The organism is Rhodovulum sp. YNF3179 (assembly GCF_050586465.1).
In the GTDB taxonomy this organism is placed as follows: domain Bacteria; phylum Pseudomonadota; class Alphaproteobacteria; order Rhodobacterales; family Rhodobacteraceae; genus CAJXYS01.
This window is the reverse complement of sequence record NZ_JBOCEG010000006.1, coordinates 135,421-161,645: the sequence shown is the minus strand read 5'-3', so window position 1 is coordinate 161,645 and position 26,225 is coordinate 135,421. Positions and strand designations below refer to the sequence as shown.

Annotated in this window: 22 protein-coding genes; 16 read left to right on the top strand and 6 right to left on the bottom strand. The window is 70.4% G+C overall.

What is annotated here, in order from left to right; translation table 11 throughout:
- Nucleotides 1-134 precede the first annotated feature (134 nt).
- Nucleotides 135-3,635 carry a DNA polymerase III subunit alpha gene (gene dnaE, locus ACQ5SP_RS12440; RefSeq protein ID WP_430938703.1) on the bottom strand — a complete coding sequence of 1,167 codons (3,501 nt, stop codon included), beginning with the start codon at nt 3,633-3,635 and terminating at the stop codon, nt 135-137.
- Between the two features lie 222 nt (nt 3,636-3,857).
- Between dnaE and xdhA the strand changes: the two genes are divergently transcribed.
- The 8 genes from xdhA to ACQ5SP_RS12400 all read left to right on the top strand — a co-directional run bounded on the left by xdhA (nt 3,858) and on the right by ACQ5SP_RS12400 (nt 14,354).
- Nucleotides 3,858-5,261, top strand: a complete 1,404-nt coding sequence (gene xdhA, locus ACQ5SP_RS12435; protein ID WP_430938702.1) for a xanthine dehydrogenase small subunit — start codon at nt 3,858-3,860, stop codon at nt 5,259-5,261.
- On the top strand, nt 5,258-7,681 hold the full coding sequence (gene xdhB / locus ACQ5SP_RS12430) for a xanthine dehydrogenase molybdopterin binding subunit (protein WP_430938701.1): 2,424 nt from the start codon (nt 5,258-5,260) through the stop codon (nt 7,679-7,681). Before xdhA ends, xdhB begins: the two co-directional genes overlap by 4 nt.
- Entirely contained in the window at nt 7,678-8,643 is a 966-nt protein-coding gene (gene xdhC / locus ACQ5SP_RS12425) for a xanthine dehydrogenase accessory protein XdhC (RefSeq protein WP_430938700.1), read from the top strand. The genes xdhB and xdhC overlap by 4 nt, the downstream gene beginning before the upstream one ends.
- On the top strand, nt 8,640-10,157 hold the full coding sequence (locus ACQ5SP_RS12420) for an ABC transporter ATP-binding protein (RefSeq protein WP_430938699.1): 1,518 nt from the start codon (nt 8,640-8,642) through the stop codon (nt 10,155-10,157). Before xdhC ends, ACQ5SP_RS12420 begins: the two co-directional genes overlap by 4 nt.
- 24 nt (nt 10,158-10,181) lie before the next feature.
- Nucleotides 10,182-11,267 (top strand): ABC transporter permease, encoded by a 1,086-nt coding sequence (locus ACQ5SP_RS12415; RefSeq protein ID WP_430938698.1) that lies wholly within the window; start codon nt 10,182-10,184, stop codon nt 11,265-11,267.
- On the top strand, nt 11,267-12,199 hold the full coding sequence (locus tag ACQ5SP_RS12410; RefSeq protein ID WP_430938697.1) for an ABC transporter permease: 933 nt from the start codon (nt 11,267-11,269) through the stop codon (nt 12,197-12,199). Before ACQ5SP_RS12415 ends, ACQ5SP_RS12410 begins: the two co-directional genes overlap by 1 nt.
- A gap of 61 nt (nt 12,200-12,260) precedes the next feature.
- The gene (locus ACQ5SP_RS12405; protein WP_430938696.1) at nt 12,261-13,337 is read left to right on the top strand and encodes a BMP family ABC transporter substrate-binding protein; all 1,077 of its coding nucleotides are present in this window, start codon (nt 12,261-12,263) and stop codon (nt 13,335-13,337) included.
- A gap of 78 nt (nt 13,338-13,415) precedes the next feature.
- A complete protein-coding gene (locus tag ACQ5SP_RS12400) occupies nt 13,416-14,354 on the top strand; it encodes an aldo/keto reductase (RefSeq protein WP_430938695.1) in 939 nt (312 codons plus the stop codon).
- A gap of 3 nt (nt 14,355-14,357) precedes the next feature.
- On the opposite strand, the gene ACQ5SP_RS12395 is transcribed toward ACQ5SP_RS12400, so the two are convergent.
- From ACQ5SP_RS12395 to ACQ5SP_RS12380, 4 genes are all read right to left on the bottom strand, one after another.
- Nucleotides 14,358-14,693 (bottom strand): lipid-A-disaccharide synthase N-terminal domain-containing protein, encoded by a 336-nt coding sequence (locus ACQ5SP_RS12395; RefSeq protein ID WP_430938694.1) that lies wholly within the window; start codon nt 14,691-14,693, stop codon nt 14,358-14,360.
- Nucleotides 14,690-15,409 (bottom strand): glycosyltransferase family 2 protein, encoded by a 720-nt coding sequence (locus tag ACQ5SP_RS12390; protein ID WP_430938693.1) that lies wholly within the window; start codon nt 15,407-15,409, stop codon nt 14,690-14,692. Before ACQ5SP_RS12390 ends, ACQ5SP_RS12395 begins: the two co-directional genes overlap by 4 nt.
- 87 nt (nt 15,410-15,496) lie before the next feature.
- Nucleotides 15,497-16,735, bottom strand: coding sequence for a mandelate racemase/muconate lactonizing enzyme family protein (locus tag ACQ5SP_RS12385; protein WP_430938692.1), 1,239 nt, complete (start codon nt 16,733-16,735; stop codon nt 15,497-15,499).
- 142 nt (nt 16,736-16,877) lie between these two features.
- Nucleotides 16,878-17,963, bottom strand: a complete 1,086-nt coding sequence (locus ACQ5SP_RS12380; RefSeq protein WP_430938691.1) for a zinc-binding dehydrogenase — start codon at nt 17,961-17,963, stop codon at nt 16,878-16,880.
- A gap of 213 nt (nt 17,964-18,176) precedes the next feature.
- On the opposite strand from ACQ5SP_RS12380, the gene pobA reads away from it, so the two are divergent.
- Genes pobA through ACQ5SP_RS12345 form a run of 7 tightly spaced genes read left to right on the top strand, consistent with a single transcriptional unit; the run spans nt 18,177 to nt 24,066 of the window.
- On the top strand, nt 18,177-19,346 hold the full coding sequence (gene pobA / locus ACQ5SP_RS12375; RefSeq protein WP_430938690.1) for a 4-hydroxybenzoate 3-monooxygenase: 1,170 nt from the start codon (nt 18,177-18,179) through the stop codon (nt 19,344-19,346).
- An 11-nt stretch (nt 19,347-19,357) separates the two neighbouring features.
- Nucleotides 19,358-20,152, top strand: coding sequence for a 3-oxoadipate enol-lactonase (pcaD, locus tag ACQ5SP_RS12370; RefSeq protein WP_430938689.1), 795 nt, complete (start codon nt 19,358-19,360; stop codon nt 20,150-20,152).
- Entirely contained in the window at nt 20,145-20,540 is a 396-nt protein-coding gene (gene pcaC / locus ACQ5SP_RS12365; RefSeq protein ID WP_430938688.1) for a 4-carboxymuconolactone decarboxylase, read from the top strand. Before pcaD ends, pcaC begins: the two co-directional genes overlap by 8 nt.
- Nucleotides 20,537-21,262: a protocatechuate 3,4-dioxygenase subunit beta gene (gene pcaH, locus ACQ5SP_RS12360; protein WP_430938687.1), complete on the top strand. Its 726-nt coding sequence runs from the start codon at nt 20,537-20,539 to the stop codon at nt 21,260-21,262. Before pcaC ends, pcaH begins: the two co-directional genes overlap by 4 nt.
- Nucleotides 21,262-21,879 carry a protocatechuate 3,4-dioxygenase subunit alpha gene (pcaG, locus tag ACQ5SP_RS12355; protein WP_430938686.1) on the top strand — a complete coding sequence of 206 codons (618 nt, stop codon included), beginning with the start codon at nt 21,262-21,264 and terminating at the stop codon, nt 21,877-21,879. The genes pcaH and pcaG overlap by 1 nt, the downstream gene beginning before the upstream one ends.
- A gap of 12 nt (nt 21,880-21,891) precedes the next feature.
- Nucleotides 21,892-22,728 carry a 3-keto-5-aminohexanoate cleavage protein gene (locus tag ACQ5SP_RS12350; protein WP_430938685.1) on the top strand — a complete coding sequence of 279 codons (837 nt, stop codon included), beginning with the start codon at nt 21,892-21,894 and terminating at the stop codon, nt 22,726-22,728.
- Nucleotides 22,729-22,731: 3 nt separating this feature from the next.
- The gene (locus ACQ5SP_RS12345) at nt 22,732-24,066 is read left to right on the top strand and encodes a class-II fumarase/aspartase family protein (protein WP_430938684.1); all 1,335 of its coding nucleotides are present in this window, start codon (nt 22,732-22,734) and stop codon (nt 24,064-24,066) included.
- Nucleotides 24,067-24,093: 27 nt separating this feature from the next.
- On the opposite strand, the gene ACQ5SP_RS12340 is transcribed toward ACQ5SP_RS12345, so the two are convergent.
- On the bottom strand, nt 24,094-25,755 hold the full coding sequence (locus tag ACQ5SP_RS12340) for an alkaline phosphatase family protein (protein ID WP_430938683.1): 1,662 nt from the start codon (nt 25,753-25,755) through the stop codon (nt 24,094-24,096).
- Between the two features lie 111 nt (nt 25,756-25,866).
- Here ACQ5SP_RS12340 and ACQ5SP_RS12335 point away from each other — a divergent pair, with 111 nt between their 5' ends.
- A complete protein-coding gene (locus tag ACQ5SP_RS12335; RefSeq protein WP_430938682.1) occupies nt 25,867-26,217 on the top strand; it encodes an antibiotic biosynthesis monooxygenase family protein in 351 nt (116 codons plus the stop codon).
- The last annotated feature ends 8 nt before the right edge of the window (nt 26,218-26,225 follow it).

Sequence of the window (26,225 nt, the reverse complement as noted above, 5' to 3'; positions counted from 1 at the left end):
CGCGCCCGGGATTTCGATGCCTCCGGCGGGGATATTTCCGCCACTTGGAGGGCGCGGTCGGCCCGCCCCTTCCAAGTGGTCCAAATATCCTCGCGCGCAGGGCGCGCGAAACCGCCCGCGCGGCACGCGCGGGCTTAGTAGTCTTCCACCTCCACCACGCCGCCGAGGCTCCGGATCGCGCCCTTGACCTGGGGCGTCACCGGGAAGGGCTCGGGCAGCGCGACCTCGACCTCGCCGGGGAGGTCGGGCGCCATGAGACAGAGCGAGACCGGCCCGCGGGCGCGGACCTGGGCCTCGGCGCGGGCGCGCTCCAGCACGCGTGCGACGGTCGTCATTGCCGAGGCATCGTCGAGATAGACGCGCAGCCCCGCCGGCGCCGCGTCCGCCACCGCCAGGTCGACGGGCTGCACCCCGCGGGCCAGCAGCTTCAGCTGGTCGGCCTCCAGTGTCGCCTCGACCGAGAGGACCACGTTCGAGCCGGGTTCCAGATGCTGGCGCCCGGCCTCGAGCGTGTCGGAGAAGACGGTGACCTCGTAGAGCCCCGAGGGATCGGAGAGCTGGACGAAGGCGAAGCGGTTGCCGCGCGCCGACTTGCGCTCCTGGCGGACCGAGACCGATCCCGCGAGCTTGGCGACGCAGGGACCGCCGGCGGCCTTCTTCTCGAGTTCGGCCAGGGTCGACACGCCCTTGCGCTTCAGCGGCCCCATGTAATCGTCGAGTGGGTGGCCAGACAGGTAGAAGCCCACCGCCTGGTGTTCCTGGCCGAGCCGCTCTGCCGGCAGCCAGTCCTCGGCCTGGGGCAGGCGCGGCTTCGGCAAGGTCTCGGTCGCCTCGCCGAAGAGCGAGACCTGCGCCGAGGCGCGGTCCTCGTGGACCGAGCTCGAATAGGCCACCAGCGCGTCGAGGGCCGCGAAGACCCGGGCGCGGTTGGGGTCGAGTTCGTCGAAGGCCCCGGCGCGGGCCAGCATCTCGAGCGAGCGCTTGCCGATCCGCTTGAGGTCGACGCGCTCGGCGACGTCGAAGAGATCGCGGAACGGGCGCTCGCCGCGCGCCTCGACGATGAGGCGCATCGCGTCGGCGCCCACGTTCTTGAGCGCCCCGAGCGCGTAGACGATCTGCCCGTCCGCGACGGTGAAGTGCGCGCCGGAGCGGTTCACGCAGGGCGGCACCAGCCCGATCCCCAGCCGGTCGACCTCGCGCTTGTAGATGTTGAGCTTGTCGGTCAGGTGCATGTCGCAGTTCATCACCGCGGCCATGAATTCCACCGGGTGATTGGCCTTGAGCCATGCCGTCTGGTAGCTGACCACGGCATAGGCTGCCGCGTGCGACTTGTTGAAGCCGTAATTGGCGAATTTCTCGAGCAGGTTCCAGACTTCGAGCGCCTTGCCGTCGTCGACGCCGTTCTCCTTGGCGCCGTCGATGAATTTCGGGCGTTCGGCGTCCATCGCCTCCTTGATCTTCTTGCCCATGGCCCGGCGCAGCAGGTCGGCGCCACCCAGCGTGTAGCCGGCCATCTCCTGGGCGATCTGCATCACCTGTTCCTGGTAGACGATGATGCCCTGGGTCTCGTCCAGGATATGGTCGATCGAGGGGTGGATGTGGTCGCGTTCGGAGATCCCGTTCTTCACCTCGCAGTATTTCGGGATGTTCTCCATCGGTCCCGGGCGGTAGAGCGCGACCAGCGCGACGATGTCCTCGATGCAGGTGGGCTTCATCCGCCGGAGCGCGTCCATCATGCCCGAGCTTTCCACCTGGAACACCGCCACCGTCTTGGCCGAGGCATAGAGCCTGTAGGTCGCCTCGTCCTCGAGCGGGATGGCGTTGATCTGGTTCCCGGCCCCTTCGGGCGGCGCGTAGAGCTGCCGGCCGTCGGCGGCCTCGTGCAGCTGCCGTCCGCCCGCGCGGATCAGGTCGACGGCGTTCTGGATCACCGTCAGCGTCTTCAGCCCGAGGAAGTCGAACTTCACCAGCCCCGCCTGTTCGACCCATTTCATGTTGAACTGGGTGGCCGGCATCTCCGAGCGCGGATCCTTGTAGAGCGGCACCAGCTCGTCCAGCGGGCGGTCTCCGATCACCACGCCCGCGGCATGGGTCGAGGCGTTGCGCAACAGCCCCTCGATCTGCTGGCCATAGGTCAGCAGCCGGTCGACGACCTCCTCGGCGCGGGCCTCCTCGCGCAGGCGCGGTTCCTCCTCCAGCGCCTTGGCGATGGAGACCGGCTTCACCCCCTCGACCGGGATCAGCTTCGAAAGCCGGTCCACCTGGCCATAGGGCATCTGCAGCACCCGGCCGACGTCGCGCACCGCCGCCTTGGACAGGAGCGCGCCGAAGGTGATGATCTGCGCGACCTTCTCGGCGCCGTATTTCTTCTGGACGTACTCGATCACCTCCTCGCGGCGATCCATGCAGAAATCAATGTCGAAGTCCGGCATCGAGACGCGCTCGGGATTGAGGAAGCGCTCGAAGAGCAGCTTGTAGCGCAGCGGGTCGAGATCGGTGATCGTCAGCGCGTAGGCCACCAGCGACCCCGCGCCCGACCCGCGCCCCGGCCCGACGGGGATGTCGTGATCCTTCGCCCATTTGATGAAATCGGCGACAATCAGGAAGTAGCCCGGGAACCCCATCGACTCGATGATGCCGAGCTCGTAGTCCAGCCGCGCCTCGTAGTCCTCGACCGGCGCGGCATGGGGAATGACGTCGAGCCGGGCCTTCAGCCCCGCCTGTGCCTGGCGGCGCAGTTCCTCCACCTCGTCCTCGGCGAAGCGCGGCAGGATCGGCGCGCGTTTTTCTGCCTTGAAGGCACAGCGCCGCGCGATCTCGACCGTGTTCTCGATCGCCTCCGGCAGGTCGGCGAAAAGCGCGGCCATTTCCTCGGGCGACTTGAAGTGATGCTCGGGCGTCAGCCGGCGACGCGGCTCCTGCTGGTCGACATAGGCGCCCTGGGCCACGCAGAGCATCGCGTCATGCGCCTCGTACATCTCGGGCCTGGGGAAATGCACGTCGTTGGTGGCCACAAGCGGCAGGTCCATGGCGTAGGCCATCTCGACGAGCCCCCGCTCGGTGGCGGCCTCGGCGTCGCTGCGCTGGCCGCCGCCGCCGGGGTGGCGCTGGATCTCGATATAGAGCCGGTCGGCGAAGGCGGCGGCGAGACGGCGGACCAGGGCCTCGGCCGCCGGGCGCTGGCCGGCCTGCAGGAGCCGGCCCACCGGGCCATCCGCGCCGCCCGTCAGGCAGATCAGCCCGTCGGCGTGACGCTCCAGTTCGTCGGTCCGGATCTGCGCGGCCTCGCCCCTGCGCATCAGGTGGGCGCAGGAATTGAGCTTCAGCAGGTTGAGATAGCCGGTCTCGTTCTGTGCCAGCAGCACCACGGGCGCCGGGTCCGGCGCCCGCTCTCCCGGCCGGGCGTCGAGATAGGTCATGTGCATCTGGCAGCCGATGATCGGCTGGATCCCCTCCCCTGCCGCCAGGACCGAAAATTCCAGCGCGCAGAACATGTTGTCGGTGTCGGTGACGGCAACGGCGGGCATGCCGTGATCGCGGCAGAGTCCGGCGAGCTTCTTGACCGGCACCGCCCCCTCGAGAAGCGAGTACTCGGTGTGAAGGCGGAGATGGATGAATCGGGGATCGCTGCTCATGGCGGCAGACTAGGCCAGCGGCGGCCCGGGCGGAAGGCCCGTCCATCTTCGGGAATTCCCGAAAGGTCTTTCGCGCGGCCGGCAAAACTCGACTCTTGCCAAGCCGGGGGTTTGGCGTCTTTCCTGAAAGCAACCAACACGGGGAGAGCACCGGCTTTACGCCGCATCGGGCCGGTGCATTGCGGCGAAAGACCGCGAAACAGAAAGCGGCATCGGACAGAAATGGGAGAGATCACCTTTCTTCTGAACGGGGAGCCCGTGCGCGTGGCCGGCACCCCCGCAACCCGGACCCTGCTCGACTGGCTCCGCGAGACGCGTGGCCTTACCGGCACCAAGGAAGGCTGCAACGAGGGCGATTGCGGCGCCTGCACCGTGATGGTCACCGCGCTGGAGGACGGGACGCCGGTGCACCGCGCGGTCAATGCCTGCATCCTGTTCCTGCCGCAGCTCCACGGCAAGGCGGTGCGCACCGTCGAGGGCATCGCCGGCCCCGACGGCACGCTGCACCCGGTCCAGCAGGCGATGATCGATCATCACGCCAGCCAGTGCGGCTTCTGCACGCCGGGCTTCGTCGTCTCGATGGCGGTGGGGCATCTGAACGGGCGCCGCGACCATGACGACGTGCTCGCCGGCAATCTCTGCCGCTGCACGGGCTACGCGCCCATCATCCGCGCCGCCGAGGCGGCCCGGGACGCGCCCGTGCCGGGCTGGATGCGCGCCGATGGCGACGCCGTCGCGACGCTGGCCGCCGGTGCGCTGGAAACGGCGGACGCCTTCGTGCCCGACAGCCTCGAGCGGCTGGCGGAATGGTATGCCGCGCACCCGGACGCGGTTCTGGTGGGCGGCGCGACCGACGTGGGCCTCTGGGTCACCAAGGCGCTGCGCGCGATGGATCGCGTCGCCTTCGTCGCCGGCGTGCCCGCGCTCAGGCGGATCGACGAGACCGCGGCGGGGCTGCGCATCGGCGCGGCCGTCACGCTGGAGGAATTGCACGAGGCGCTCGTGCCGCGCCATCCCGGCCTGGGCGAGCTGATCCGCCGCTACGGGTCCGTGCAGGTCCGCAACGCCGCGACCATCGGCGGCAACATCGCCAACGGCTCGCCCATCGGCGACGGGCCACCGGCGCTGATCGCGCTCGGCGCGACGCTGCACCTGCGCCACGGCACCGAAACGCGGGACATGCCGCTGGAGGATTTCTTCCTCGATTACGGCAAGCAGGACCGCCGGCCCGGCGAACTGGTGGAAGCCGTCACGATCCCGGTCCAGCCCGATCGGCTGAAATGCTACAAGCTGTCGAAACGCTTCGACCAGGATATCTCGGCCGTGTGCGGCTGTTTCAACGTGACAGTCACGGACGGCCGGGTCACCGGGGCGCGCATCGCCTTCGGCGGCATGGCGGCGACGCCGAAACGCGCCACCGCCGTGGAGGACGCGCTGCGCGGCCAGCCCTGGACCGCGGCCACGATCACGGCCGCCGGGCCGGCCTTCGACGCCGCCTTCGCCCCGATCGACGACATGCGGGCCTCGGCCGCCTACCGGCTGGAGACGGCCCGCAACATGCTGACCCGCTATTTCCTCGAGACGACGGACGGCCCGGCCACCCGCGTGCTGGAGGTGCCGGCATGAGCGTGGCCAGGCCCCTGCCCCACGACGCCGCCCGGCTCCACGTCACGGGCGCCGCGCGCTACGTCGACGACATCCCGCTGCCGGCCAACGCGCTGCATCTGTGCTTCGGCCTGTCGGAAATCGCGCATGGCGAGATCGGATCGATGGACCTCGCGCCGGTGCGCAGCGCCCCCGGCGTCGTCGCGGTCTGGACCGCGGCGGACCTGCCGGGCGCGAACGACGTCTCGCCCTCGATCCATGACGAACCGCTCCTGGCCGACGGCACGGTGCAGTATGTCGGGCAGCCGATCTTCCTGGTCGCCGCCGAGAGCCACCTGGCCGCGCGCAGGGCCGCGCGGCGCGCGAAGATCGCCTATCGCGCGCGCCCCGCGATCCTGAGCATCGACGACGCGCTCGCCGCCGGCAGCCGCTTCGAGGACCCTGTGGTCTGGCGGAAGGGCGACGCCGAGGCCGCCTACGCCGCGGCGGCCCATCGCGTCGAGGGCGTGATCGAGATCGGCGGGCAGGAGCATTTCTACCTCGAGGGCCAGGCCGCGCTGGCGCTGCCGCAGGAAGGCGGCGACATGGTGGTGCATTCCTCCAGCCAGCACCCGACCGAGATCCAGCACAAGGTGGCCGACGCGCTGGCGGTGCCGATGCACGCCGTCCGGGTCGAGGTGCGGCGCATGGGCGGCGGCTTCGGCGGCAAGGAAAGCCAGGGCAACGCGCTGGCGGTCGCCACCGCCGTGGCGGCCCGGCTGACCGGCCGCCCGGCGCGGATGCGCTACGACCGCGACGACGACATGACGATCACCGGCAAGCGCCACGACTTCCGCATCGCCTACCGCGCGGGCACGGACGCGGCGGGACGGCTCGAGGCGGTGCTGTTCGAGCAATACGCCCGCTGCGGCTGGGCGCTGGATCTCTCGATGCCGGTGGCCGACCGGGCCATGCTGCATGCCGACAACGCCTATCACCTGCCCCATGCCCGCATCGAAAGCCACCGGCTTAAGACCAACACCCAGTCGGCCACCGCCTTCCGCGGCTTCGGCGGGCCGCAGGGCATGGTGGGGATCGAGCGGGTGATGGATCACGTGGCCCAGGCGCTCGGCCGCGACCCGCTCGACATACGGCAGCTGAATTTCTACCGGGACGCCGTGGCAGGGGGGCTGTCCGCCCCCCGTCCCGGGCAGGCGCCCGGGACTCCCCCCGAGGATATTTCCGGAACGGCGAAGCCGGGGGCCGCGGCGGCCGATCCGGGCACCGGCATCGCCGCGCGCGGGGCGTCGACGGCGCAGACCACGCCCTATCACATGGCGGTCGAGGACTGCGTGATCGGCGAGATCGTGGACGCGCTGGCAGACAGCGCCGAGTACCGCCGCCGCCGGGCCGAGATCGCGGCCTGGAACGCGGAGAACCCGGTTCTGAAGCGCGGCATCGCGCTGACGCCGGTGAAATTCGGGATCAGCTTCACGCTGACGCATCTCAACCAGGCGGGCGCGCTGGTGCATGTCTACCAGGACGGCTCGATCCACATGAACCATGGCGGCACCGAGATGGGCCAGGGGCTGTTCCAGAAAGTGGCCCAGGTGGCGGCGGAGGCCTTCGGGGTGGACCTCTCGGCGGTGAAGATCACCGCGACCGACACCGGCAAGGTGCCGAACACCTCGGCCACCGCCGCGTCCTCGGGATCGGACCTGAACGGCATGGCCGTCAAGGCCGCCTGCGACGAGATCCGGGGCCGCATCGCGGCCCTGCTCGCCGAGCGTCACCAGACCGAGGCGGCCGAGGTCGTCTTTGCCGATGGGCGGGTCACGGCCGGGGCCGAGACCTACAGCTTCGCCGAGGCCGCCCGGCTGGCCTATCTCGACCGCGTGAGCCTTTCGGCGACCGGGTTCTACGCCACGCCGAAGCTGAGCTGGGACCGCAAGGCCGGGCGCGGGCGGCCGTTTTACTACTTCGCCTACGGCGCGGCGGTGACCGAGGCCGCGATCGACACGCTGACCGGCGAGTACCGGCTGCTGCGGGCCGATATCCTGCACGATGCGGGCCGCTCGCTGAACCTGGCGATCGATCTGGGCCAGGTCGAGGGCGGCTTCGTCCAGGGGGCGGGCTGGCTGACGACGGAAGAACTGGTCTGGGACGCGGAGGGCCGCCTCGCGACCCATGCGCCGTCCACCTACAAGATCCCGGCCTGTTCGGACCGGCCGCGGGTCTTCAACGCCCGCCTCTGGGAGAAGGGCCGCAACCGCGAGGACACGATCTACCGGTCGAAGGCCGTGGGCGAACCCCCGCTGATGCTGGGCATCTCGGCGCTTATGGCGCTGTCGGACGCGGTGGCGGCCTGCGGCGACGGGACCCGTTATGTCGCGCTCGACGCGCCGGCCACGCCCGAGCGCGTGCTGGCCGCGGTGGCGCGCCAGCGGGCGACGGCACGATGAGCTTCGACCGCGACGCTCTGCGCCGGGCGGCGCGGGATCACGGCGCGGTGGCGCGCGTCGTCGTCGCCGCCGCCGCCGGGTCGGCCCCGCGCGAGCCGGGCGCGGCGATGCTGGTCTGGGCCGGCGGCCAGTCCGGCACCATCGGCGGCGGGGCGCTGGAATACGCGGCCGCGGACCGGGCGCGCGACCGCCTGGCGGCGGGCGCGGCCTCCCCGCTGTTCGCGCGCATCCCGCTCGGGCCGGGGCTCGGCCAGTGCTGCGGGGGCGCGGTGACGCTGGTGACGGAACTCTACGACACCCGCGCGCTTGACCGGCTTGCCGACGCGCCGGGCGACGTCCATGCACGCCCGGTCGCGCCGGGGGCCGACGCCGCACCGCCCCTGGCGCTCCGCCGGGTGCTGAACCGGGCCCGGTCGGCGGGCGTCCTGCCCGAACCGCAGCTGGTCTCCGGCTGGCTCGTCGAACCGCTGACCGCGCCCGCACGGCCGCTCTGGATCTGGGGGGCGGGACATGTGGGTCGCGCCCTCGTCGCGACGCTGGCGCCCCTGCCCGGCTTCGCCATCACCTGGATCGACACGGCCGAGGACCGGTTCCCGCCCGAGATCCCGGCCGGCGTCACCCGGCTGGTCGCCGCGCACCCGGCCGGGCTGGTGGCGCATGCGCCGGCCGCGGCCGCGCATCTCGTGCTCACCTATTCCCACGCCCTCGATCTCGAGCTCTGCCACAGGTTGCTCGGGCATGGCTTCGCCAGTGCCGGGCTGATCGGGTCGGCCAGCAAATGGGCCCGTTTCCGCTCACGCCTTCGGCAGCTGGGCCACCCGGATGCCCGGATCGACCGCATTGCCTGCCCGATCGGCGACCCGGCGCTCGGAAAACACCCGCAGGCCATTGCGGTCGGGGTGGCGGCGGGGCTACTGAGACAGGAGAGTGCCGAGGACCGTGCCAGGGAGGCCATGTCGTGACCGCGCTGCTGACCGTCGAGGGTCTGACCAAGGCCTATCCCGGTGTCGTCGCCAATGACGACGTCTCCTTCGCCATCGCCCCGGGCGAGGTTCACGCGCTTCTGGGCGAGAACGGCGCGGGCAAGTCGACCCTGGTCAAGATGATCTACGGTCTGGTGCGTCCCGATGCCGGCCGGATGCGCCTGCGGGACACCCCCTACACGCCGTCCGAGCCGCGCGCGGCGCGGGCCGCGGGCGTGGCGATGGTGTTCCAGCATTTCTCGCTTTTCGACGCGCTCGACGTGGCCGAGAACATCGCGCTGGGGATGGAGAACCCGCCGCCCCAGCGCCAGCTGGCGCGCCGCATCCGCGAGGTGAGCGAGGCCTACGGCCTTCCGCTCGACCCCGACCGGCTGGTCGGCGAGCTGTCGGCCGGCGAGCGCCAGCGGGTCGAGATCATCCGCTGCCTGTTGCAGGATCCCAAGCTGCTGATCATGGACGAGCCGACCAGCGTGCTGACGCCGCAGGAGGTGGAGATCCTGTTCGAGACGCTGCGCAAGCTGGCGGCCGAAGGCACGGCGATCCTCTATATCAGTCACAAGCTCGAGGAGATCCGCGCGCTCTGCGACCACGCGACGATCCTGCGGCTGGGCAAGGTGGTCGCCACCTGTGACCCGCGCGAGAAAAGCGCGGCGGAGCTGGCGGAGATGATGGTCGGCACCAAGCTGACACCGCCCGAGCGCGAGTCGGCCGCGCCCGGCGAGGTCGTTCTCGACGTCAGCGGGCTGTCGATGAAATCGGCCAATCCTTTCGGCACCACGCTCAAGAACGTGCATTTTCGTGTCCGCGCGGGCGAGGTGCTGGGCATCGGCGGCGTCGCCGGCAACGGCCAGGACGAGCTGCTGGCCGCGCTCTCGGGCGAGTCGCGGGTGGAGCCGGACGCGATCCGGCTGAAGGGCGCGGATGTGGGCCAGCTCGGCCCGAATGCCCGCCGCCGGCTCGGGCTGCTCTGCGCGCCAGAGGAACGGCTGGGCCATGCCGCCGCCCCGGACATGAGCCTGACCGAGAACGCGATCCTGACCGGCGTCATCCGCGAGGATCTGGCCGCCCGCGGCTTCCTGCGCTGGGGCGCGGCACAGGGTTTTGCCCGCCGCATCGTCGAACGCTTCGACGTGCGCACGCCCGGCGTCGGGCATGCGGCGCGCTCCCTGTCGGGTGGCAACCTGCAGAAATTCGTCATCGGGCGCGAGGTGCTCCAGCGCCCCGAGGTCCTGGTGGTCAACCAGCCCACCTGGGGCGTCGATGCCTCGGCGGCCGCGGCGATCCGGCAGGCGCTGCTGGACCTGGCCTCGACGGGCACGGCGGTGATCTGCATCAGCCAGGATCTCGACGAGCTGATGGAGATTTCCGACCAGTTCGCGGCGCTGAACGAGGGCCGGCTCTCGGCGCCGCGCCCGGCGCGCGGCCTGAGCATCGAGGAAATCGGCCTGATGATGGGCGGCGCCCACGACATGGAGGTGGCCGATGCGATCTGACGCGGCAAGACGGAGGCCCGGCGCATGATCCGGCTGGAAAAACGGCCCGAGCCCTCGCGGTTCTGGACCGCGGTGACGCCGGTGCTGGCGGTGCTGACGACCATGATCGCGGGCGGCGTTCTCTTCGCCATGCTGGGCAAGGATCCGCTGGAGTCGATCCGCACGATCTTCTGGGATCCGCTCTTCAACGCGCAGTTCGCCGACTTCGCGCGCCCGCAGCTGCTGGTGAAGGCCGGGCCGCTGATCCTCATCGCGCTCGGACTAAGCCTCGGGTTCCGCGCCGGGATCTGGAACATCGGGGCCGAGGGGCAGTACATCGCCGGGGCGATCTGCGGCGCCGGTGTGGCGCTGGCCTTCTACCCGCTCGACTCCTGGATCGTGTTTCCGCTGATGGTGCTGGCCGGCGCGCTGGGCGGCTGGGCCTGGGGCATGATCCCGGCGCTGCTCAAGATCCGCTTCGGAACCAACGAGATCCTCGTCTCGCTGATGCTCGTCTACGTGGCCGAGCAGTTCCTGGCCTCGATGTCGCTCGGGCTGCTGCGCAACCCCGAGGGCCACGGCTTCCCGGGCTCGCGGAACCTGCAGGAATACCCGGCGGCGGCCAATACCGAGATCATCGCCGGAACGGGCATGCACTGGGGCGTCATGACCGCCTTTCTCGCGGTGATCGCCGCCTATGTGCTGCTCAACCGCCACATCCTGGGCTTCCATATCCGGCTCGCCGGGCAATCGCCGCGCGCGGCGCGCTTCGCCGGGGTCAGCCCGCCCCTCCTGGTCGCCTTCTGCCTCGGCACCTCGGGCGCGCTCGCCGGGCTCGCCGGGCTGTTCGAGGTCGCCGGCCCCGCCGGGCAGATCTCGATCGATTTCAACGTGGGCTATGGCTTCACGGCGATCATCGTCGCCTTCCTCGGGCGGCTGCACCCGGTGGGCATCCTGCTGGCCGGGCTGCTGATGGCGCTGACCTATATCGGCGGGGAGCTGGCGCAGTTCATGCTGGGCCTGCCCGCCGCCGCGATCCAGGCCTTCCAGGGCATGCTGCTGTTCTTCCTGCTGGGCTTCGACGTCTTTTCCAACTACCGCGTCCGACGCGTCACGAGCGAGGTGGCCTGATGGATCTCTCCGCGATCAATCCGCTGGTGCTCGTGGCGAGCCTGATGGTGGCCGCCACGCCGATCCTGCTGGCCGCCATCGGCGAACTGGTGGTCGAGAAGGCCGGCGTGCTGAACCTGGGCGTCGAGGGCATGATGATCACCGGCGCGATCTGCGGCTTCGCGACCGCGGTCGAGACCGGCTCGCCGCTGCTGGGCTTTCTGGCGGCCTTCGCGGGCGGCGCGGCGCTGTCGCTGGTCTTCGGGGTGCTGACGCAGGTCTTCCTGTCGAACCAGGTGGCGACGGGGCTTGCGCTGACGCTGTTCGGGCTCGGCCTCTCGTCGCTGATGGGCCAGGGCTACACCGGCATCAAGCCGCCGCCGACGGCCCGGATCGAGATCCCTGTGCTGGCCGACCTGCCGGTGGTCGGGCGCATCCTCTTCCAGCATGACTGGGTGGTCTATGCCTCGCTTTTGCTGGTCGCCGCGGTCTGGGCCTTCCTGCGCTACACGCGCGCCGGGCTCGTCCTGCGCGCCGTGGGCGAGAGCCACGACGCCGCCCATGCGCTGGGCTACAAGGTGGTGCGCATCCGCATCCTCGCGATCCTCTTCGGCGGGGCCTGCGCCGGCCTGGGCGGGGCCTATATCTCGCTGGTGCGGGTGCCCCAGTGGACCGACGGCATGACCTCGGGCGCGGGCTGGATCGCGCTGGCCATCGTGGTCTTCGCCAGCTGGAAAGCGCCGCGGGTTCTGCTGGGCGCCTATCTTTTCGGCGGGGTGGCCGTGCTGCAGCTGAATCTGCAGGCCGCCGGCATCGCGATCCCGGTGGAATACTTGTCGATGGCCCCGTATCTGATAACCATTCTGGTCCTTGTGATCATGTCGGCCGACCGCAGCCGCGCGGCGCTCAACGCGCCCGCCTCGCTCGGCCGATCCTTTCATGCCTCGAGCTGACCGCCGGGGCGCAGGCTGCCAACCCGGGCGCACCGCGTCCGAAACCAACGAGGGAGATGAAATGAAACCGATGCATAAACTACTGACGGCCGCCGCGCTGTCGCTGGGACTGGCCGGCGCCGCCGCCGCGCAGGACCCGGTCAAGGTGGGCTTCGTCTATGTCGGGCCGATCGGCGACGGCGGGTGGACCTACGAGCACAACAAGGGCCGGCTCGCCGTCGAGGAGCATTTCGGCGACGCGGTCGAGACCGTCTACCAGGAAAGCGTGCCGGAAGGCGCGGATGCCGAGCGCGTGCTGACGCAGATGGCGCTGTCGGGGGCCGACCTGATCTTCACCACCTCGTTCGGCTACATGGACCCGACCGTCAACGTGGCCAAGAAGTTCCCGGACGTGAAGTTCGAGCACGCCACCGGCTACAAGCGGGCCGACAACGTCTCGACCTACTCGGCGCGTTTCTACGAGGGCCGCGCCATCCAGGGACACATCGCCGGCAAGCTGACCGAGACCAACAAGATCGGATATATCGGGTCCTTCCCGATCCCCGAGGTCGTGCGCGGCATCAACGCGTCCTTCCTGCATGCCCGCAAGGCCAACCCCGAGGTCGAGTTCTCGATCGTCTGGGCCTACACCTGGTTCGACCCGGCGAAAGAGGCCGACGCCGCGCAGGCGCTGATCGAGCAGGGCGCCGACGTGATCATGCAGCACACCGACTCCACCGCGCCGCTGGCCGCGGCCGAGAAAGCGGGCGGCGTGATCGGCTTCGGCCAGGCCTCTGACATGGCCGAGTACAAGCCCGAGCCGCGCGTCTCGTCGATCATCGACAACTGGGCGCCCTACTATATCGACCGGGTGCAGGCCGTGATCGACGGCACCTGGGAAAGCCAGGACGTCTGGCACGGCATCGACGAGGGCATGGTGGAAATCGGCGAGATCACCGACGCCGTTCCGGCCGAGGTCCGCGAGGAGGCGCTGGCGCTGAAGGAGAGCATCGCGAGTGGCGCGTACCACCCCTTCACCGGCCCGATCAACAAGCAGGACGGCAGCGTCTGGCTGGCCGAGGGCGAGACCGCCGACGACGGCACGCTGCTGGGCATGGACTTCTACGTCGAGGGCATCACCGGCGACCTGCCCAAGTGAGCCCTTGCCGCCCCGCGGCAGTTCGATACCCTGCAAGGCCCGCGCCCCGGCGCGGGCCTTTTCCTTGAGGAGCCTGCCATGCCCAACGCCCCGCTCATCACCGCCGACGACCAGCCGGCCAGCCGCTTCGTCTTCGGCACGATGCAGTTCGGCGGCCGCGCCGACGCGGCCGCGTCACAAGCCCTGTTCGAGGCCAGCCGCGCCGCCGGGATCACCCATTTCGACACGGCGCATGTCTACACCGACGGCGCCTCGGAGACGCTGCTCGGGCGTTTCGCGGCACCCGAGCGCGACCGGCTCTTCATCGCGACCAAGGCCGGCTACAAGGGTGGGGCCGCGCGCGACAACATCCTGCGCACCTTCGACGAGAGTCGCACGCGGCTCGGCATGGACAGCGTCGACCTGCTCTACCTGCACCGCTGGGACGGCGACACGCCGCTCGAGGAAACCTTCGAGACCCTGGCCGGGCTGCAGGACCGCGGCCTGGTACGCCATGTCGGCGTCTCGAACTACGCCGCCTGGCAGGTGATGAAGGCACAGGCCGTCGCCCGGAGCTTCGGCACCGGGATCGACGTGATCCAGCCGATGTACAACCTGGTCAAACGCCAGGCCGAGGTGGAGATCCTGCCGATGGCCGCCACGGAAGGCATCGCCGTGCAGCCCTATTCGCCGCTGGGCGGCGGGCTGCTGAGCGGGAAATACGCGGCCGGCGGCAGCGGCCGGCTGACCGAGGACGACCGCTACGCGGCGCGCTACGCGCCCGACTGGATGCACGAGGCGGCCGCGGGCCTCGTCCGGCTGGCCGGGGAAACGGGGCACGACCCGGCGACGCTGGCGGTGGCCTGGGTGGCCGCGCACCCGGCCGTGACGGGCCCGATCGTCGGCGCGCGCAGCGTCGCGCAGCTGGACCCGTCCCTGGCCGCCATGGGGCTCACGCTCGACGCCGATCTCAAGGCCCGGCTCGATGCGCTGGCCCCGGCGCCCGCCCCGGCCACCGACCGGCTGGAAGAGGCCTGAGCCTCAGTCGTCGGAGCGCGGCGCCGGCGGCGCGGGGTCGCTCGACCCGTAGCGCCAGAGGAAATAGATGTTGCGCGAGTAGACCAGCAGCCCGAATCCCTGTCCGAGGATGAAGACCGGGTCCTTGCGGTAGATCGCGTACATGAAGAGCAGCGCGCCCCCCGCGAAGGAGAAGTACCAGAACAGTTCCGGCACGATGGACCGCCGGGCCCGCTCGCTGGCGATCCACTGGACGAGGAACCGCGCGGAGAACATCGCCTGCGCCAGGAAGCCGATGCCAAGCCAGGCGAGTTCCAGGGTCGGCGTGTCGGTGAGGAAGTTGCGGATGCTGTCGATCATTCTCGGCCAAGTTCTTCCGTTGCGGCGAAGCGGGTCCGGCGGACGAGCCACGAGACCCCGATCAGATCATAGGCTCCCATCACGCCCCGGCGCCAGTTCGTGTATTTCGATTGCCCGTGGCGGCGCGGACGGTCGCCGACGGGATGGTATGCGGTCACGCAGCCATAGGCCCGGAAGAGCGCGGGCAGATAGCGGTGCTGGCCGTGAAAGAAGGGCAGCCGCATATAGACCTCGCGGTCGAAGACCTTGAGCCCGCAGCCCGTGTCCGGGCAATCGTCGTGCAGCACCGCGCGCCGGATCGCATTGGCCGCCCGCGAGGCGAGCCGCTTGGAGACCGTGTCACGCCGCTTGGCGCGGATGCCCCCGACCAGTTGCGGCCCGTCGGGTGCGTAGTGCCCGGCGAGCCCTGCGATGTCGCCCGGCGGGTTCTGCCCGTCACCGTCCAGCGTGCCGATCACCGGGAAACGCGCGGCGGCGATCCCGCTGCGCATCGCCGCGCTCTGCCCGGCATTGCTGAGATGGCGCAGGCAGCGCAGCCCCGGATACTGCCCGAACAGCGCCGCGACCTCGGCGCCGGTGGCGTCGGTCGAGCAATCGTCGACGACGATCACCTCGCCGAGCAGGTCGGCCGGCACGGCGTCGAAGGTCTCGGCCACGAGGGCGCCTATGTTCCCGGCCTCGTTATAGGCGGGGATGACGACGGAGAGTTTCGGCAAGGATCTGGCCCTCTGGACTGCCCGGCACGGGCTCGCGCGCCCTGTAGCACGGGGGCCCGGAGGTGTCACGGGGGATCGGGCGCGCGGCTATGCCTCGACCGGCGGCGCGCCCCCGATGAAGCTGTTTCCCTCGGCGTAGTTGCAGGGGGCTTCCTGCATCTCGAGATGCAGCCCCGTGCCCGTGTAGGGATGCGCCCGGGCGAGCTCTTCGTCCAAGGCAATGCCCAGTCCCGGGGCCTCCGGCGCATGGATGAAGCCCTCTTCCCAGGTGATCGCGTTCCCGATCAGCTGCTGGTGGAAGTCGCCGCCGGTCCCGATCGTCTCGACCACCAGCAGGTTGGGAATATTGGCGGCCAGCTGCAGGTTCGCGGCCCATTCCACCGGCCCGGCATAGAGATGCGGCGCCATCTGCGCGTTGAAGGCCTCGGCCATGCCGGCGATCTTCTTGGTCTCGAGGATGCCGCCGGACCGGCCCAGCGCCGGCTGCAGGATCGAGGCGCCGCCGGTGCGCAGCAGGGTGGCGAACTCGGCCTTCGTCGTCAGCCGTTCGCCGGTGGCGACCGGGATGCGCACCGCCTGCGCGACCCGGGCGAACTCCAGCAGGTTGTCGGGCGGGATCGGCTCCTCGAACCAGAGCGGGTCAAATTCCTCGAGCCGCCGCCCCAGCCGGATGGCCCCGTCGGTGGTGAACTGGCCATGGGTGCCGAAGAGCAGGTCCGCCCGGTCGCCCACCGCGCGGCGGATCTCGCGGCAAAAGGCGGCCGAGGTCTCGATGTCACGCATCGAGGGCTGATGCCCGCCGCGCAGCGTGTAGGGCCCGGCCGGGTCGAACTTGAGCGCGGTGAACCCCTGCTCGACCATCGCCAGCGCGCTTTCGGCGGCCAGTTCGGGGCTGGTCCAGAACGCGGCCATGTCATGGCCCGGCAGCGGATAGATATAGCTGTAGGACCGGATGCGCGCGTTCATCCGCCCGCCGAGCAGCGCATGCACCGGCCGGTCATGGGCCTTGCCGATGATGTCCCAGCAGGCCATCTCGAGCCCCGAGAACGCCCCCATCACCGTCAGGTCCGGGCGCTGGGTGAACCCGGAAGAATAGGCGCGGCGGAACATCAGCTCGATATTCTCGGGGGTCTCGCCCTGCATGTGCCGGGCGAAGACATCCGCGATCACCGCGCGCATGGCCTCGGGGCCGACGGAAGCGGCGTAGACCTCGCCATAGCCGGTGATGCCGCAATCGGTGGTCAGCTTGACGAAGATCCAGTAGCGCCCGCCCCAGCCGGGTGGCGGCGGCGCGGTGACGAAAATCTCGAGATCGCTCAGACGCATCCTGCCCTCCGATTGCCTGCGCCTACGCTGCCGCGCCGCCATCCGGGTGGCAAGCGCGAAATTGGCCGGTCCGGCCCGGGGCGACACCGCCGGGGCCGGACGCTTCCGGCGCGGCCTTCACGGGCATGGTCCCCGGGGGGCGCTAGCGCAGCACGATGACGTTGCGCCGCGCGCGCCCGGCGCGGGTATCGGCGATGGCGGCGTTGATGTCGTCCAGCGGGTAGCGCCCGGAGATCAGCGCGTCCAGCTCCAGCCGCCCCTGCTTGTAGAGATCGACAAGCCACGGAATATCGCGCGAGATCACCACGTCGCCCATCTTCGAGCCGCGCATCACCTGGCTGGTCGCCGCGACCACCACCGGCTCGTAGGTCACCGTGGCGCCCGATGGGGGCATCCCGACCATGACCAGCGTGCCGCCCGGCGCCAGGAATTTCGGCGCGTCCTGGTAGGCCTGCGCCGCCCCGACCGTGACCAGCACGTGATCGGCCCCGCGCCCGCCCGTGATCTCGCGCACGCTGCGATGCGGCTTCGGATCGGTGGCCAGAACGCCGTGGGTGGCCCCGAAGGCACGCGCGTCGTCGAGTTTTTCCTCCGACAGGTCGACCGCGATCACCTGCCGGGCACCCGCGATCACGGCGCCCTGGATCGCGTTCAGCCCGACGCCGCCCGCCCCGACGACGACAACGCTCTCGCCCGGCCGCACCCCGGCCGAGTTGATGACGGCGCCGACCCCGGTGATCACCCCGCAGGCCAGCAGCGACGCCACGTCCATCGGCATGTCGTCCGGGATCGGGGCGACCTGGCTGCGATGGACCACCACCTTCTCGGCGAAAGCCGCGGTGGACAGCCCCTGCACCAGCGGGCCGCCATCGGCACGGGTCAGCGGCCCGGCATCGGCCGCGGGCGTCTCGCAGCGCACCGGGTGGCCGCCGGAACAGCTGGGGCACTGGCCGCAGGATCGGATCAGCGTCACGATCACCGGGTCGCCGACGGCCAGACGCCGGACCCCGGCGCCGACGGCAGTGACCCGGCCGGCGGCCTCGTGTCCATAGACCGCCGGCAGCGCGCCGCCCCAGGCGCCGTCGGCATAGGAGATGTCGGAATGGCAGATCGCCACGGCCTCCACCGCGACCTCGACCTCGTCGGCGCCGGGCGCGGCGAGCGTCACTTCCTCGATGGAAAGCGGGGCGCCGAATTCGTGGCAGACGGCGGCGCGGATAGTGGTCATGGACGTCCCCCTGTGCAGCGTGTCGGCCGGCGGACCCGGCCCTTGCCCGAACCCGACCGCAAAGCCCGGTTCCGGTCAAGCCGAAACACGCCGCCGCGCCCGCGCCGGGGCGGTCCGGCGGCCGGGGCCATGGCGGCCGGACGGCAGGATAGTTGACATTGCCAATCACCTGCGCCCATCCTCTCGGCACGCCACCGGTCGAGGGAGGAACCGATGCGTACCCAGGTCGTCATCATCGGCGGCGGGCCCGCGGGCCTGCTCCTGTCGCAGCTTTTGCATCGCGACGGGATCGAGACCATCGTGCTCGAACGCCGGTCGCGCGACCACGTTCTCTCGCGGATCCGGGCCGGCGTACTGGAATGGGGCACGGTCGAGATGCTGCGCGCCGCGGGCGTCGGCGCCCGCATGGACCGCGAGGGCTTCGTCCATGACGGCACCTATCTCGCGGCCCAGAACCGCGGCTTCCGGATCGGTTTCAAGGCCGCCACCGGCAAGCCCGTGATGGTGTACGGCCAGACCGAGGTCACCCATGACCTCTATGCCGCGCGCGACGCCGCCGGCGGCACGATCATCGACGAAGCCGAGGGGGTGATGCCGCACGGCCTCGACGGTGACGCGCCCCACGTCACCTATGTCAAGGACGGGACCGAGCATCGCATCGACTGCGACTTCGTCGCGGGGTGCGACGGCTATCACGGTGTCAGCCGCGGCTGCATCCCGCCCGGCGTCCTGCGCGCATTCGAACGCGTCTATCCCTTCGGCTGGCTCGGCGTCCTGTCGGAGACGCCGCCGGTCTCCGACGAGCTGATCTATGCCAACCACGAACGGGGCTTCGCGCTCTGCTCGATGCGGAATGCCCGGCTCAGCCGCTACTACGTGCAGGTGCCGCTCGAGGACCGGGTCGAAGCCTGGTCCGACGACGCCTTCTGGGACGAGCTGCGCCGCCGCATTCCGGGCGATGCCGCCGACCGCCTGGTGACCGGCCCGGCGGTGGAGAAATCCATCGCGCCGCTGCGATCCTTCGTGGCCGAGCCGATGCGCTGGGGACGCCTGTTCCTGGCCGGCGACGCCGCGCATATCGTGCCGCCCACCGGGGCCAAGGGGCTGAACCTGGCCGTGGGCGACGTGCATTACCTGCACACGGCGCTGGCCGCCCATTACCGCGACGGCGAGGATGCAGGGATCGAGACCTATTCCGAGCGGGCGCTCTCCCGCGTCTGGAAATGCGAACGCTTCAGCTGGTGGATGACCACGATGCTGCACCGCTTCCCCGAACAGTCGACCTTCGACCAGCGCATGCAGGAGGCCGAGATCGCCTATCTCGAAACCTCGGTTGCCGCGCAGACCGCGATGGCCGAGAATTACGTCGGACTGCCCTACTGAGGAGAGCCGCCATGCGGATGATCGAGCTGGACGACATCATGGTCCATTACGCCGACGAGGGCGACCCCGACGGCGCGCCGGTCGTCTTCGCCAACTCGCTCGGCACCGATTTCCGGCTCTGGGACCCGATCCTGCCGCACCTGCCGCAAGGCCTGCGCGTCATCCGCTATGACAAGCGGGGCCACGGGCTGACGAGCTGCCCCCGCCCGCCCTATTCGATGGGCGCCCTGGTCCGCGACGCCGAGAACCTGCTCGACGCGCTCGGCGTCAGGGACTGCCTCTTCGTGGGGCTGTCCATCGGGGGCATGATCGCGCAGGGGCTGGCGATGAAGCGCACCGACCAGGTGCGCGCGATGGTGCTGTCGAACACCGGCGTCAAGATCGGCACCACCGAGATGTGGCACGAGCGGATCGCCGCAGTTGACTCGGGCGGCATAGAGGTGCTGGCCGACGCGGTGATGGAGCGTTGGTTCTCCAGGCGGTTCCGGACCGAGCAGCCCGTCGACCTGGCCGGCTGGCGCAACATGCTCACGCGGACGCCCGACGCGGGCTATGTCGGCTGTTCGGCCGCGATCGGCGGCAGCGACTTCTATGCCTCGACCGCGCAGCTGACCCTGCCGACGCTGGCCATCGCGGGCACCGAGGACGGCTCGACCCCGCCGGACCTCGTGCGCGAGACCGCCGAGCTGGTAAAGGGATCGCGCTTCGAACTGATCCGTGGCGCGGGGCACCTGCCATGTGTCGAGAAGCCGGAAGCCTTCGCCGCGCTGCTGACCACCTTCCTGGAGGAGACCGGCCATGTCTGAGCGGCACGACCGTGGCATGGCGACCCGCCGGCGGGTGCTGGGCGCCGCCCATGTGGACCGGGCCGAGGCGGCGAAGACGGCCTTCGACGCGCCCTTCCAGGATCTCATCACCGAGGCCGCCTGGGGCCATCTCTGGTCGCGCGAGACGATCAGCCTGCGCGAGCGGTCGATGCTGACCATCGCGCTCCTGGCCGCGACCGGCAGCCATGACGAGCTGGCCATGCATATCCGCGCCACCGCCAACACCGGCGCCAGCCGCGAGGACGTGATGGAAGCGCTCCTGCATGTCGCGGTCTATGCCGGCGTGCCCAGGGCCAACCACGCCATCCGCATCGCCAAGGAGACCTTCGCCGCGATGGAGGCCGATACCACGGGGGGACAGACATGACCAAGGGCGGCTTCATCCAGCGCGACCGGGCCTGGCACCCGCCGGCCTATACGCCCGGCTACAAGACCAGCGTGACGCGGGCGCCGGGCCGGCCGCTGATCTCGATGCCGACGACCCTGTCCGAGGAAACCGGCCCGGTCTTCGGCCGCGACATGCTGGGCCCGCGCGACAACGACCTGATCCTGAACTTCGCCCGCGACGGCGAGGCCGCCATCGGCGAGCGGATCATCGTCCATGGCCGCGTGACGGACGAGCATGGCCGCGGCGTGCCGAACGCGCTGATCGAGGTCTGGCAGGCCAATGCGGGCGGGCGCTACCGCCACAGGAAAGACGGCTACCTCGCGCCGCTCGACCCGAATTTCGGCGGCTGCGGGCGCATGGTCACGGATGCCGAGGGGCGCTACGAGTTCCGCACCGTCAAGCCCGGGCCCTATCCCTGGCCCAACGGCGTCAACGACTGGCGGCCGAGCCACATCCATTTCTCGCTCTTCGGCTCGGGCTTCGCGCAGCGGCTGATCAGCCAGATGTATTTCGAGGGCGATCCGCTGATCTGGCAATGCCCGATTGTCCGCACGATCCCGTCCGACGCCGCGGTCGAGCGGCTGATCGCGGCGCAGGACATGACCGCGACGATCCCGATGGACGCGCTGGCCTACCGCTTCGACATCGTGCTGCGCGGCCGGCGCCAGACGCTGTTCGAGACCCGAAAGGAGGGGCTCTGATGACCCGGCGACCGGACACTCTCAAGGAAACGCCCTCGCAGACGGCCGGGCCCTACGTCCATATCGGCTGCACGCCGAATTTCCTCGGCAATACCGGGATCTATCCCGAGGATCTCGGCGCGCGGATGGTCAACGACCGGACCCGGGGCGAACGGATCACCATCACCGGCACGGTCTGGGACGGCACCGGCACGGCGCTCCGCGACGCGCTGGTGGAAATCTGGCAGGCCGACGCCGACGGGCTCTACCCCTCGCCCGAGGAGCCGCGCGGCACGGCCGATCCGGACTTCGCCGGCTTCGGCCGGTCAGGCTGCGACTGGGAGACCGGGACGTTCACCTTCGAGACCGTGAAGCCCGGGCGCGTCCCCTACCCCGACGGGCGCCTGCAGGCCCCCCATGTCACGGTCTGGATCGCCGCGCGCGGGATCAACACCGGGCTGCATACCCGGATGTATTTCGCCGACGAGGCGGACGCCAACGCCGAGGACCCGGTGCTGGCGCGGATCGAGCATCGCAACCGCGTGCCGAGCCTGCTTGCACAGCCCGAGGGGAATGGTGTCTACAGGTTCGACATCCGCCTGCAAGGCGACCACGAAACCGTCTTCTTCGACATGTAGCCCCGGAACGTCATGACCACCCCCTGTATCATCTGCGTCGCGATCACCGGCTCGGTGCCGCGCAAGGAAAACAATCCCGCCGTCCCGATCACGGTCAGCGAACAGATCGAGTCGACCCATGAATCCTTCGAGGCGGGCGCCAGCATCGCGCATTGCCATGTCCGGCTCGACGACGGCACGCCGACCTCCGACCCCGAGCGCTTCGCGCGGCTGAAGGAGGGCATCGAGAAGCACTGCCCCGGCATGATCGTCCAGCTTTCGACCGGCGGCCGGTCGGGGGCCGGCAGCGCGCGCGGCGGCATGCTGCCCCTGGCCCCGGACATGGCCTCCCTGTCGGTGGGGTCCAACAATTTCCCCACCCGCGTCTACGAGAACCCGCCCGACCTCGTGGACTGGCTCGCCGCGGAGATGCTGAAATACGACGTGAAGCCCGAGATCGAGGCCTTCGACCTGTCGCACATCTTCCAGGCGGTGAAGATGCAGCAGGACGGCCGGCTCAGGGGGCCGCTCCACATCCAGTTCGTGATGGGCGTCAAGAACGCCATACCGGTGGACCGGGCGGTGTTCGATTTCTACGTCGAGACGGTCAGGCGTCTCGCCCCCGATGCGACCTGGTGCGGTGCGGGCGTCGGCAAGGACCAGGTCACGCTCAACGCGTGGTCCATCGCCGCGGGCGGGCACACCCGCACGGGGCTCGAGGACAACATCCGCTGGGACCGCGACACGCTGGCGCCGTCCAACGCCGCGCTCGTCCGGCGCACGGCCGAGATCTGCGAGAAACACGCGCGCCCCGTCGCCAGCTGGCAGCAGGCGCGCGAGATCCTCGGCCTGCCGTTGAAAGCCGGCTGAGCCATGGCCGTCTCGCCCTTCGAAAGCCGGGTCTTCCGCGGCCTCTTCCATGACGCCGAGGCAGGCCAGCTCTTTGCCGACAGCGCCGAGCTGCGCGCGATGCTGATCGTCGAGGGGGCGCTGGCCAAGGTTCAGGGCGGTCTTGGGCTGATCCCCGAAACGAGCGCCCAGGCGATCCACCGCGCCAGCCTCGAGATCCAGCTCGACCCGGGCGGGCTCGCCGCCGAAACCGGCCAGAGCGCGGTCATGGTCCCGGCACTGGTCAAGGCCTTCCGCGCGGCGATGCAGGCCCCCGAACACGCGCAATACGTCCACTGGGGCGCGACCAGCCAGGACATCATCGACACCGCGCTGGTGCTGCGCCTGCGGCAGGTGGTGACCCTGCTGGACAAGCGGCTGGCCACGACCGCGGCCGCGCTCGGCCGGCTGGCCGCGAACCATGCCGAGACGCCGATGGCCGCGCGCACCTGGGCGCAGACGGCCACGCCGACCAGCTTCGGCGCCGTCTGCGCGGCCTGGGGCCGGCCCCTGCTGACCCATCGCGCGCGGCTGGCAGAGCTGCGTCCGCGGCTCCTGCGGGTCAGCCTCGCCGGGGCGTCCGGCACGCTGTCCGCGATGGGGGACAAGGGGCCCGGGGTGGCCGACGGGCTGGCAGAGGCCCTGGGGCTCGACCGCGCGGACGGCGCCTGGCACGGCACCCGCGACGGCATCGCGGAATTCGCCAACTGGTGCGCGCTCGTGGCGGGCAGCCTTGCGAAGATGGGCGAGGATCTCGTGCTGCTGACCCAGTCCGACACGGGCGAGGTCCGGCTCGGCGCGGGCGGCGGGTCGTCGACCATGCCGCAGAAACAGAACCCCGTGCAGCCCTCGCTGCTGGTGGCGCTGGGGCGGTTCGCGGCCGCGCAACAGGCCGCGATCTCGGGCGCCATGGCCCATCGCCAGCAACGCGACGGCGTGGCCTGGATGGTGGAATGGCTGACCCTGCCGCAACTGGTGATGGCGACGGCGCGCGGACTGGCCGTGGCGGGCGAGCTGGCCGAAACCATCGCGCCCGATCCGGCGCGCATGGCGGCCAATCTCGACGGCGACGGGCTGGGCCTGATCCATGCCGAGGCGCTGAGCTTCGCGCTGGCGCACCACATGCCGCGCCCCGACGCACAGGCGGCCGTCAAGGCGCTCTGCCAGCAGGCGCTGGCGGCGGGCACGCCGCTGGCCGATCTCGCCCGCGCGCGCTGGCCGGAGGCCGACCTGGCCGGGGTCTTCGACCCGGCGGCCCAGCTGGGACAGGCCCCGGCGGAGGCGCGGGCCTTCGCGCAGGCCGCGCGCGACGCCTGCTAGCGCACGGCGCGGGCCGGCGCGGCGGCGTCAGTCCTTCATGTCGGGCACCTTGCGCCCGCGGTATTTCACCGTCAGCTCGAGCGGGACGTCGTTCTCGTCGTAGATGCCGAGCAGCACGCCACGGCGCCGCGACTTGCCCCGCATCTCGCGCAGCTGCGCGTCGCTGCGGGTCGTCCTCTGGGCGACGCGCCGGGTCCAGCGGAAGAGCTTGTCATACATCGCGGCGATCACCGCGGCGTGGTCGGGACTGTCGCCGAGATCGGTCAGTTCGTCGGGGTCGTGTTCGAGGTCGAACAGCACCGGCCGGAAACCGCCCTCGCAATGGATCAGCTTCCAGCGGGTATCCGCGACCATGAACATGACCGCCTCGCGGGCGTCGACGCCCAGCTTCTCGGCCATCGGCGTGGCCGAGAAATCATATTCCGAGATCACGAAATCGCGCCACTCCGCGGGGTCCGCGCCGTGCAGCAGCGGCATCAGCGACCGGCCCTCGACGATGTGGCCGGGCACGGTGCCGCCCGCGGCCTCGATGAAGGTCGGCACGAGGTCGATCGCCTCGACCAGCCGCTCGCAGGCCGTTCCGCGGGTCGCGTCGGCCGCGGGCGCGGGATCGTAGACGATCAGCGGGATCTTCACGCTGGCATCGTGGAAGAACATCTTCTCGCCCATCCAGTGATCGCCGAGGTAATCGCCGTGATCGGAGGTCAGCACGATCATGGTCTCTTCCATGCGGCCGGTCTCTTCGAGCCAGTCCAGCACCACGCCGATCTGGTCGTCGCACTGCTTGACCAGCCCCATATAGGCCGGGATCACCGCCGCGCGGGTCTCCTCGCGCGAGAAGGCCTGCCCCAGCGGGCTCGTCATGAAGGCGTCGAGCACCGGATGGGGCGCGGCGCGCTCGGCCTCGGTGCGGACGGGCGGCAGGATATGCGCGGGCCCGTACATCGAGGCATAGGGCTCGGGCACCACGTAGGGCCAGTGCGGCTTGATGTAGGACAGGTGACAGAGCCAGGGCGCCGCGGCCTGCGAGACGAAGTCCATCGCCCGGCGCGTCATGTAGGGCGTCTCGCTGTCTTGCTCGCGAATATTGGCTGCCTGCGCGGAGTTCTTCAGGAACCAGCCCGAGAGCAGGTTGCCCGCGGCGTCGCGGCCCGAATTCGCGAAATCGTGCCAGGGGTTGTCGGCGTCGTAGCCGCGCGCGCGCAGCCAGTCGTTATAGGCCGCCGCACCGCCCGGGTCGTAGAAGCCGTCCGGCCCCTCGGGCCGCATGCCGTCGTCGCGCTCGAAGACGTCGAAGCCGCATTCGGCAACCCGCGCGCCGATGATCGAGTCGGGCGCGAGCCCCAGCCGTGCCATGCCCTCGGCATCGGCGCGCATGTGGGTCTTGCCGACCAGCCAGCAGTCCATGCCAGCCGCCCGCAGGTGATCGCCCAGCGTCATCTCGCCCACCTTGAGCGGGATGCCGTTCCAGCTGGCGCCATGGGAATGGACGTAGCGCCCGGTATAGAAGGACATGCGCGACGATCCGCAAATGGTCGACTGCGCGTAGGCCCGGGTGAAGCGGACGCCGCGCGCGGCCAGCCGGTCGATATTCGGCGTCTCCAGATGCGGGTGGCCCGCGCAGGACAGGTAATCCCAGCGCAGCTGGTCGAACATTATGAACAGGATGTTTTTCGTGCCGCGTGCCATCGCGCCCCCCTCGCGCAACAGGGTTACACCGCGCGCCCCCGCGGGGGAAGCCGACACCGCTTGCACCCCCGCACGGCCCGGCGCAGGATCGCCCGCGAAAAGGGAGAAACCATGATCGCCGTCATCTTCGAGGTCACGCCCGCCGCCGGCCGCAAGGAGGCCTATCTCGATATCGCCGCCACGCTTCGCCCGCACCTGGAGCAGATCGACGGCTTCATCTCGGTCGAACGCTTCGCCAGCCTCACGACCGGGGGCAAGATGCTGTCGGTCTCCTTCTTCCGCGACGAGGCCGCGGTCGCCGCCTGGCGCAACACCCAGTTCCACCGCGAGGCCCAGGCGGCGGGCCGGGACGGCGTCTTCGCCGACTACCGGCTGCGCGTGGCCGAGGTCATCCGGGATTACGGGATGACCGACCGCGCCGAAGCCCCCGCTGACAGCCGCGACGCCCACGAAGCCGGCTGAAGCCCGGG

Coding starts and splice junctions, on each gene's coding strand:
- xdhC (WP_430938700.1), top strand. CDS start 7,678: ATGAGCTTCGACCGCGACGCTCTGCGCCGGGCGGCGCGGGATCACGGC.
- xdhB (WP_430938701.1), top strand. CDS start 5,258: ATGAGCGTGGCCAGGCCCCTGCCCCACGACGCCGCCCGGCTCCACGTC.
- pobA (WP_430938690.1), top strand. CDS start 18,177: ATGCGTACCCAGGTCGTCATCATCGGCGGCGGGCCCGCGGGCCTGCTC.
- ACQ5SP_RS12380 (WP_430938691.1), bottom strand. CDS start 17,963: ATGACCACTATCCGCGCCGCCGTCTGCCACGAATTCGGCGCCCCGCTT.
- pcaH (WP_430938687.1), top strand. CDS start 20,537: ATGACCAAGGGCGGCTTCATCCAGCGCGACCGGGCCTGGCACCCGCCG.
- ACQ5SP_RS12385 (WP_430938692.1), bottom strand. CDS start 16,735: ATGCGTCTGAGCGATCTCGAGATTTTCGTCACCGCGCCGCCGCCACCC.
- ACQ5SP_RS12405 (WP_430938696.1), top strand. CDS start 12,261: ATGAAACCGATGCATAAACTACTGACGGCCGCCGCGCTGTCGCTGGGA.
- dnaE (WP_430938703.1), bottom strand. CDS start 3,635: ATGAGCAGCGATCCCCGATTCATCCATCTCCGCCTTCACACCGAGTAC.
- ACQ5SP_RS12335 (WP_430938682.1), top strand. CDS start 25,867: ATGATCGCCGTCATCTTCGAGGTCACGCCCGCCGCCGGCCGCAAGGAG.
- ACQ5SP_RS12395 (WP_430938694.1), bottom strand. CDS start 14,693: ATGATCGACAGCATCCGCAACTTCCTCACCGACACGCCGACCCTGGAA.
- ACQ5SP_RS12345 (WP_430938684.1), top strand. CDS start 22,732: ATGGCCGTCTCGCCCTTCGAAAGCCGGGTCTTCCGCGGCCTCTTCCAT.
- ACQ5SP_RS12350 (WP_430938685.1), top strand. CDS start 21,892: ATGACCACCCCCTGTATCATCTGCGTCGCGATCACCGGCTCGGTGCCG.
- pcaC (WP_430938688.1), top strand. CDS start 20,145: ATGTCTGAGCGGCACGACCGTGGCATGGCGACCCGCCGGCGGGTGCTG.
- xdhA (WP_430938702.1), top strand. CDS start 3,858: ATGGGAGAGATCACCTTTCTTCTGAACGGGGAGCCCGTGCGCGTGGCC.
- ACQ5SP_RS12400 (WP_430938695.1), top strand. CDS start 13,416: ATGCCCAACGCCCCGCTCATCACCGCCGACGACCAGCCGGCCAGCCGC.
- pcaD (WP_430938689.1), top strand. CDS start 19,358: ATGCGGATGATCGAGCTGGACGACATCATGGTCCATTACGCCGACGAG.
- ACQ5SP_RS12340 (WP_430938683.1), bottom strand. CDS start 25,755: ATGGCACGCGGCACGAAAAACATCCTGTTCATAATGTTCGACCAGCTG.
- pcaG (WP_430938686.1), top strand. CDS start 21,262: ATGACCCGGCGACCGGACACTCTCAAGGAAACGCCCTCGCAGACGGCC.
- ACQ5SP_RS12410 (WP_430938697.1), top strand. CDS start 11,267: ATGGATCTCTCCGCGATCAATCCGCTGGTGCTCGTGGCGAGCCTGATG.
- ACQ5SP_RS12415 (WP_430938698.1), top strand. CDS start 10,182: ATGATCCGGCTGGAAAAACGGCCCGAGCCCTCGCGGTTCTGGACCGCG.